The sequence below is a fragment of the Pelovirga sp. genome (assembly GCF_059864205.1).
Map to the genome: position 1 here is coordinate 1 of NZ_JCBCBS010000144.1, position 7271 is coordinate 7271.

Consider the following 7271-nt stretch of genomic DNA (forward strand, 5'->3'; position numbering starts at 1 on the left):
ATCTGTGTTAGTTAATCGCGTTCGAAACTTTCAGGAGGATATCAAGATGGCTAAAGAATGTGGAATTTGCGGCAAGAAGCCGATTACCGGAAACAACGTCAGTCACGCCCATAACAAAACCCGCACCGTGTGGAACCCGAACCTGCAAAAAATCCGTGCCGAGCACGAGGGGTCAATCAAAACCATGAAGGTTTGCACCCGCTGTATCCGCTCCGGCAAGGTTCAAAAGGTCGTTTAATAAGCCTCTTTTTCAGGCACAGCAACAATAATAAAGGGATGACTGATAACCGTCATCCCTTTTTGTCGTGGTGCTGTTTCAACAACAGCCTATCAACCGTTGAGTCTGGCAATACCATCAATTTCAACCAAGGCCCCCTTCGGCAGGGCCGACACCTCAACCGTTGCCCGCGCCGGGGCACAGGCACCGACATATCCAGCGTAAATATCGTTAACCAACGGAAAATGTGCAAGGTCGGTCAGATAGATAGTCGTTTTTACCAGATCGTCGTAGTTTGCGCCGGCCGCTTTTAACACCTCGCCCAGATTGCCAAGTACCTGCCGCGTTTGTTCCTCAATGCCACCGTCAACCATCTCTCCCGTTGCCGGATCAAGGGGAATCTGGCCGGAGCAGAACAATAGATCACCGGTTTGAATTGCCTGCGAATAAGGACCAATAGCAGCCGGTGCGGCTGGCGTGGTAATGACTTTTTTGTTCATAACATCCTCTGTTAATTTTTGAGCCGCTCAACCCGCGTAACCCCTTTTACCCTTTTAATTTCGCGGATGACCCGGTTAAGGTGCTCGAGATTTTCGACATCGACAACAAACAGGTTGTTTCCTTTTTTATCGCCACGGGCATGTACGGTAGCACTGACGATATTGGCATCGGCTTGACTGATGGCGCCGGAAATTCCCACCAGCATCCCTTTTTGGTCTTCACAGATCACCCGGATCTTGACCGGGCGCAAGGTTTTGCGGTGCATATCCCACTGCACCTCGATACGGCGTTCAGGGTCACTGGTCTGTACCTGCAGACAATCGATGGTATGGACAGTCAGTCCGCGTCCGCGAGTGATAAAACCGGTGACCGGTTCCCCCGGCAACGGATTACAGCAATGGGCGAAGCGTACCATGACATTGTCGATACCACCGATAAGGATAGCGCTCTGCGACGGACGGCGCGAAGACTTATCCTGATCATCAGTGTCAGGTCGATCAGCATCGCCGGATTTTTCAGCGCGCGGAACAATATGTGAAATGACCTGTCCGGGCGAAGTTTTACCGTAGCCGACCGATGCAAACAGGTCATCTGTTGTGCGATAGCCGAACTCTGTTGCTGCCTGTTCCAGCAGGCCTGACAGCAAGGCGCGTTTGAGACTGGTCTGGTGCTTGCGCAGCGCCTTTTCAAGCAGTTCGCGCCCCATGAGCATACTTTTTTCACGCTGTTCGGCCTTGACCCACTGGCGAATTTTATTGCGCGCCTTGGAGGTTTTAACAAAGGCCAGCCAATCCTTGCGCGGGGTTTGATGGGTGGCTGTCATCACCTCGATGATATCGCCATTTTTCAGCTCGGTTTTTAATGGCGACAGCTTGCCGTTGATCCGCGCACCGACACAATGAGACCCGACATCGGTATGGATAGCGTAGGCAAAATCCACCGGCGATGCGCCACGGGGTAATTCCTTGACCTCGCCCTGAGGGGTAAAGACATAAACCTCTTCGGGGAACAGATCGATAAAAGACGATTCTTCAGCAGCATGATCACTGACATCCTGTTGCCACTCCATCACCTGGCGTAGCCAGCTGAAACGTTTATCGTCCCGACCAACCGCCGCTACCGGGCCACCCTCCTTGTATTTCCAGTGGGCGGCTACCCCCTCTTCAGCAATACTGTGCATCTGATGGGTACGAATCTGCACTTCCATGCGCTCGCCAAAAGGACCGAGGACCGTCGTGTGCAGCGACTGGTACATATTTGCTTTGGGCATGGCAATGTAATCTTTGAAACGCCCGGAGATGGGTTTCCAGGTTGCATGAATCAACCCGAGCACTTCGTAACATTCGCGGACCGAATCGACCAGCACCCGAAAAGCAATCAGGTCATAGATTTCATCGAGATCAACCCCGGTGCGCTCCATTTTGCGATAGACAGAATAAAAATGTTTGAAACGCCCGGTGACATCCCCCTCGAGCTGATTATCTACCAGCAGCTTGCGAATCTGCCCACCAACCTTGTCAATATAATCACCACGTTCTTCCTTGTGCGTCGTGATGCGTCGGGTCAGGGCAGCAAACTTTTCCGGCTCAAGAATCTGAAGAGAAAGATCCTCCAATTCCGCCTTGAGCCAGCTGATCCCCAAACGATTGGCCAGAGGCGCGTAAACTTCCAGGGTCTCACGCGAGTAAGATTCTTTTCTGGCTTGTCCACAGTGTTCAATAGCGCGCATATCACTCAAACGGTCAGCCAGATACACCAGCACCACGCGCAGATCACGTGCCATGGCGACAAACATCTTGCGGAAACTTTCAACCTGTTGGCGATTTTTTTGACGGTAAGGAATACTGCTGATCTTGTGTCCGGTTTCAATCAGCTGAAGGACTTCACTGCCAAAGATTTTTTCTATTTCAGTGCGTGAAGCATCGGGGGTAGCGAGAAAATCATGAAGGATGCCAACCAGAATGGTCGTCTGGTCAACTTTCAGGCGCGTCAGAATGGCCGCTACTTCAAGGGAGTGCTGCAGGTAATCGCGGCCATCGGGAGTTTTTTGGAGGCGGTGAGCCTGTTCAGCAAGAGCACAGGCACGATCGAACAGAACTCGATCGGCCTGGGGAAAGTAACTGATAAACTGTGAAAAAACGGTGTCTCGTGTCAACATGGCGTGACCGGGTCAGACGCCCGGCAAAAGTGAAATACTAGCCGAAACATCTTGAAAGAGTGACGACTGCCACATTCTCAGCATCCGGATTAATGCTAGTTTTTGCGCACAGGAATGTCAAATTCAATCTTGTTGGCAGCAATTTCACGCAAGGCAACAACCACCTTCTTGTTCCCTGCCTTGTTTTCGATCAGCGGCTCTCCACCCTTGTACAGCTGTTTGGCGCGCTTGGCGGCAACCATGGCCAACAAAAAACGGTTAGGTATAACTTCCAGACAATCTTCTACGGTAACGCGTGCCATCATTTACTCCTTAAGTTCTTAATTAACCATCGTTAGAAATTATTCTATATTCTATATTCTGTATTCTATATTCTTCTTTTCACTTACTTAACAATCTGCTGCAGCAATTCCCCCGAGCGTTCACTGCGACAACGCTCCGCAACAACAATAGCTTTAATTTTGTTAACGGCCGTGTCCAGATGATCGTTGACGATCAGGTAATCATACCATATTGCCTGTGAAATTTCCTCGCGCGCCACCTTAAGGCGTCGTCTGATCACCTCATCAGTATCGGTACCGCGGGAGCGTAGACGCCGCTCCAGTTCAGTCAGGTTGGGCGGCAGAACAAAAATAAAAACCCCGTGGCGACAATTTTTTTTCAGCTGCGCAGCGCCCTGGTAATCAATATCGAGCAGCAGATCAATCCCCTGTTCAGCTGCCTGCTCCAGGGTTTCCAGCGCTGTGCCGTAAAGGTTGCCGTGAACCTGCGCCCACTCGGCAAACTGGTTATTATCTTTCATCCGTTCGAAAGCCAAAGGGTTGACAAAGTGATAATCAACCCCAGCCTGCTCTCCGGCACGCATGGAACGTGTTGTAAACGAGACAGACTGCCTTATTTCCGGGAAAGTGTCAATCAGTTCACGGCACAATGAGGTTTTTCCGGCACCTGATGGCGCCGACACGACAAACAGGGTGCCATCTCGTTGTTCTTCTTTACTCAATGTTCTGTACCTGTTCTCTGATCTTTTCGAGTTCAGACTTCAGACCGACCACATAGCGGGTCAATATCGCATCATTCGACTTGGAACCCATGGTATTCGCTTCGCGGTTCAGTTCCTGCACAAGAAAATCCATCTGTCTGCCAACGGGTTCGGCGCACGTCAGCAGTTCACTGAATTGTTCAAGGTGACTGCGAAAGCGTACCAGTTCCTCACTGATGTCAGAACGATCGGCAAAAATGGCAATTTCCTGAGCAATCCGTTGCGGATCCATCTCTGCGCCATTCTGCAACCGTGCCAGGCGCTCGGTTAATTTGCGTTGCCATTCCAGCGGGACTGATGCTGCCTGGGCTTCAATGCCTGACATCATCTCCTTGAGCAGCAACAAGCGTTCCTGCATATCAACACCAGTGGCGGCACCTTCAACCATACGCATCCCGATAATCGCATCGAGGGCCTGTGTCAGTGCGGCCTCCAGAGACGCACTGATTTCCTCTTCCACCACAGAGACGTCTTCGAGCTTGATAACATCAGGCAACGCCGCCAGATATGCCAAGGGGATCTCACCGCTAACACCATCGAGATCGCGAATCTCCTGCAACGCCTCAAGGTAGGCCGCTGCCAGGCTCTTGTTAACAACCGGTTTTACCGTTGCTTGCGCATTGTTATTCTGGGTAACATAGATATCAATTTTGCCGCGCTTGAGCACGGTCCCCACCTGTTTTTTGATCTGCGCCTCGAAAGGCGCTACCAAACGCGGAGCCTTGATATTGATATCGGCATAACGATGGTTCACCGCCTTGATCTCTATCGTGAAAGACAGATTGTCCCGTTGCGACTGCCCACGACCGTAACCGGTCATACTTTTGATCATCTGGTTTCCTTAGGTTGTTTATAATGCAAAAACGTAGGAGCACAGCGTGCTGTGCCCCGGTCAATTACACCAAGCGCCCAACCCCCACATACCCAAATCCGGCGGAGCGTATCAGCTCGGGATCATACTGATTGCGTCCGTCAAAAATCAGCTGTTGCTTCATGGTTCGACGCATGGCATCAAGGTCGGGGTTACGGAACGGTTTCCACTCAGTCACCAGCAGCATCGCGTCCGCACCCTCTAACGCCTGATACTGGTTATCTACCAGGCGCAACTGCCCTGAGGCAAACCACTGCGCCGGCAATTCACGGGCAGCGGTTTCCATGGCGACCGGATCGTAAGCCAGGACAGTGGCACCGGCGGCCAGCAGATCGGCAAGCAAGACTGTGGCTGAGGCTTCTCGCATATCATCGGTTCCCGGCTTGAATGACAAACCCCAGATCCCGAAGGTTAGTCCGGAGAGGTCATCACCAAAATGACGACGCAACTGGCGACCGAACCAGCCTTTTTGAAACTGATTGCGCTGTTCCACCGATTGCAGCACCCGCGGCTCAAAATCTACCTGCTGCGCCATACGGATTAACGCCTGCACGTCCTTGGGAAAGCAGGAGCCACCGTAACCGCAACCGGGGTAGATAAAAGAAAAGCCGATACGGCTGTCCGAACCAATACCACGCCGCACATTTTCAACATCAACACCGAGCAATTCGCACAAACCGGCCATCTCGTTGATGAAGGAGATTTTCGTTGCCAGCATCGAGTTGGCGGCGTATTTGGTCATCTCCGCATCACGCACACCCATATAGATGGTACGCTCATGATTACGATTAAAAGGCGCATAAAGCTGGTACATCAGTTCACGCGCCCTGGGACTTTCAGTCCCGACAACGATCCGATCCGGCTTCATAAAATCATCAATAGCTGCCCCCTCTTTCAGAAATTCCGGATTGCTGACGACGTCAAATTCGACCTGAACGCCGCGCTGGTCGAGTTGCTCCCGGATTGCGTTATGGACCATTTCCGCCGTTCCAACCGGCACCGTCGATTTATTGACGACAACAGCATAGCTGTCAAGCAATGAACCGATTTCTTTGGCGACAGCGACCACATACTGCAGATCGGCAGAACCATCCTCCCCCGGTGGTGTACCGACGGCGATAAAAAACAACGAACAATTCGTCATTGCTTCGCCCAGACTGCTGGTAAAATGCAACCGCCCCTCGGTATGGTTGCGAGCGACCAGGGCATCGAGCCCCGGCTCGTAAATCGGCAGCTTCCCTTTTTTGAGCCCCTCGATCTTTTCCTGATCGATATCAACACAGTAAACCTGATTGCCCATTTCAGCGAAACAGGCCCCACTGACCAGGCCGACATAACCAGTACCAATAACCGTTAATTTCATAAAAACCCCGTGGAATGATTCGAATTGCTATGACTTGGACATAGAGATACTAAAAAAAACAGATCGAAGGATACAGGGCATTGTAACCAAAGTGAAGAAAATAACTTGCCGCTGAAGCGGGGTCCCCTGTCGCTGGGTCAGTAAAACGTAAAGGGTTTCTCAGACCAGGCTCTGCGTCCCTTCAACACACCGAAGACTTGCGGTCAGTAACAGAGAGTTTTTTGTTCGCGGTCGGCGAATATTCCGGCACCAGCTGCTTAAGCCCCACTCCTACAGCCTTAAAATCAAGGATTTTGGCACTGGCAACCAGGGCGGCAATCTGTTCTACCAGTTGCTGATGGGGCGGCGTTACCGACTGGGCAATGCAGATTTTCCTATGAGGGGTCGGCAGCACCCCTTCATCATCCAGCAGCAATTCTTCGTAAAGCTTTTCACCGGGGCGTAAGCCGACATAAACGATATCGACATCTTCATACGGCACAAGGCCGGAAAGGCGGATCATCTCTTCGGCCAGGGTTGTGATTTTAACCGGCTCGCCCATATCAAAAAGATAAATCTCCCCCCCCTGACCCATACTGCCGGCTTGCAATACCAGTTGCGTCGCCTCGGGAATCGTCATGAAAAAGCGCGTTACCTCCGGATGGGTCACCGTCACCGGCCCCCCGGCCTCAATCTGTTGCTGGAAGGTTGGAATAACGCTGCCGTTACTCCCCAACACATTGCCAAAGCGGGTCGTAACAAAACGGGTTTTTGATCTATTATTCAGGGATTGCACATACATTTCGGCAATGCGCTTGGTCGTTCCCATCACATTGGTGGGACGTACCGCCTTGTCCGTCGACACCATGACAAACTTTTCAACCCCGTAATAATCAGAGGCATCCGCCAGCAACACGGTGCCCTGCACATTATTGTTGACTGCTTCCGCCGGATTCGCCTCCATTAATGGTACATGCTTGTAGGCTGCCGCATGAAACACCACCTGGGGTTGCTGTTGATCAAAAATAACGTTGACGCGCGAGCGGTTTCGCACATCCCCAATCACCGGAACAATAGGCACATGCTGATGTGCCTTGGCTAACTCCTGTTCAATCATAAAAAGGGGCGTTTCACCATTTT

The 7271-nt window shown here is 51.6% G+C and carries 8 protein-coding genes; 1 reads left to right on the forward strand and 7 read right to left on the reverse strand.

Annotated elements, in window-relative coordinates; all coding sequences use genetic code 11:
* Positions 1-46 precede the first annotated feature (46 nt).
* A complete protein-coding gene (rpmB, locus tag AC6F7T_RS09150; protein ID WP_500718101.1) occupies positions 47-238 on the forward strand; it encodes a 50S ribosomal protein L28 in 192 nt (63 codons plus the stop codon).
* Between the two features lie 92 nt (positions 239-330).
* On the opposite strand, the gene AC6F7T_RS09155 is transcribed toward rpmB, so the two are convergent.
* The 7 genes from AC6F7T_RS09155 to AC6F7T_RS09185 all read right to left on the reverse strand — a co-directional run.
* On the reverse strand, positions 331-717 hold the full coding sequence (locus AC6F7T_RS09155; RefSeq protein WP_500718087.1) for a Rid family detoxifying hydrolase: 387 nt from the start codon (positions 715-717) through the stop codon (positions 331-333).
* A gap of 11 nt (positions 718-728) precedes the next feature.
* Positions 729-2876 carry a RelA/SpoT family protein gene (locus AC6F7T_RS09160; RefSeq protein WP_500718090.1) on the reverse strand — a complete coding sequence of 716 codons (2148 nt, stop codon included), beginning with the start codon at positions 2874-2876 and terminating at the stop codon, positions 729-731.
* Positions 2877-2971: 95 nt separating this feature from the next.
* Entirely contained in the window at positions 2972-3178 is a 207-nt protein-coding gene (rpoZ, locus tag AC6F7T_RS09165; protein WP_500718103.1) for a DNA-directed RNA polymerase subunit omega, read from the reverse strand.
* Positions 3179-3261: 83 nt separating this feature from the next.
* Positions 3262-3879 carry a guanylate kinase gene (gmk, locus tag AC6F7T_RS09170; protein WP_500718093.1) on the reverse strand — a complete coding sequence of 206 codons (618 nt, stop codon included), beginning with the start codon at positions 3877-3879 and terminating at the stop codon, positions 3262-3264.
* Entirely contained in the window at positions 3872-4750 is an 879-nt protein-coding gene (locus AC6F7T_RS09175) for a YicC/YloC family endoribonuclease (RefSeq protein ID WP_500718095.1), read from the reverse strand. Before AC6F7T_RS09175 ends, gmk begins: the two co-directional genes overlap by 8 nt.
* Before the next feature lie 64 nt (positions 4751-4814).
* Positions 4815-6152: a nucleotide sugar dehydrogenase gene (locus AC6F7T_RS09180; protein WP_500718097.1), complete on the reverse strand. Its 1338-nt coding sequence runs from the start codon at positions 6150-6152 to the stop codon at positions 4815-4817.
* 181 nt (positions 6153-6333) lie between these two features.
* On the reverse strand, positions 6334-7271 hold a 938-nt coding region (locus AC6F7T_RS09185), incomplete at its 5' end, for a polysaccharide biosynthesis protein (RefSeq protein ID WP_500718098.1).

Coding starts and splice junctions, on each gene's coding strand:
- rpmB (WP_500718101.1), top strand. CDS start 47: ATGGCTAAAGAATGTGGAATTTGCGGCAAGAAGCCGATTACCGGAAAC.
- AC6F7T_RS09155 (WP_500718087.1), bottom strand. CDS start 717: ATGAACAAAAAAGTCATTACCACGCCAGCCGCACCGGCTGCTATTGGT.
- AC6F7T_RS09160 (WP_500718090.1), bottom strand. CDS start 2,876: ATGTTGACACGAGACACCGTTTTTTCACAGTTTATCAGTTACTTTCCC.
- rpoZ (WP_500718103.1), bottom strand. CDS start 3,178: ATGGCACGCGTTACCGTAGAAGATTGTCTGGAAGTTATACCTAACCGT.
- AC6F7T_RS09175 (WP_500718095.1), bottom strand. CDS start 4,750: ATGATCAAAAGTATGACCGGTTACGGTCGTGGGCAGTCGCAACGGGAC.
- AC6F7T_RS09180 (WP_500718097.1), bottom strand. CDS start 6,152: ATGAAATTAACGGTTATTGGTACTGGTTATGTCGGCCTGGTCAGTGGG.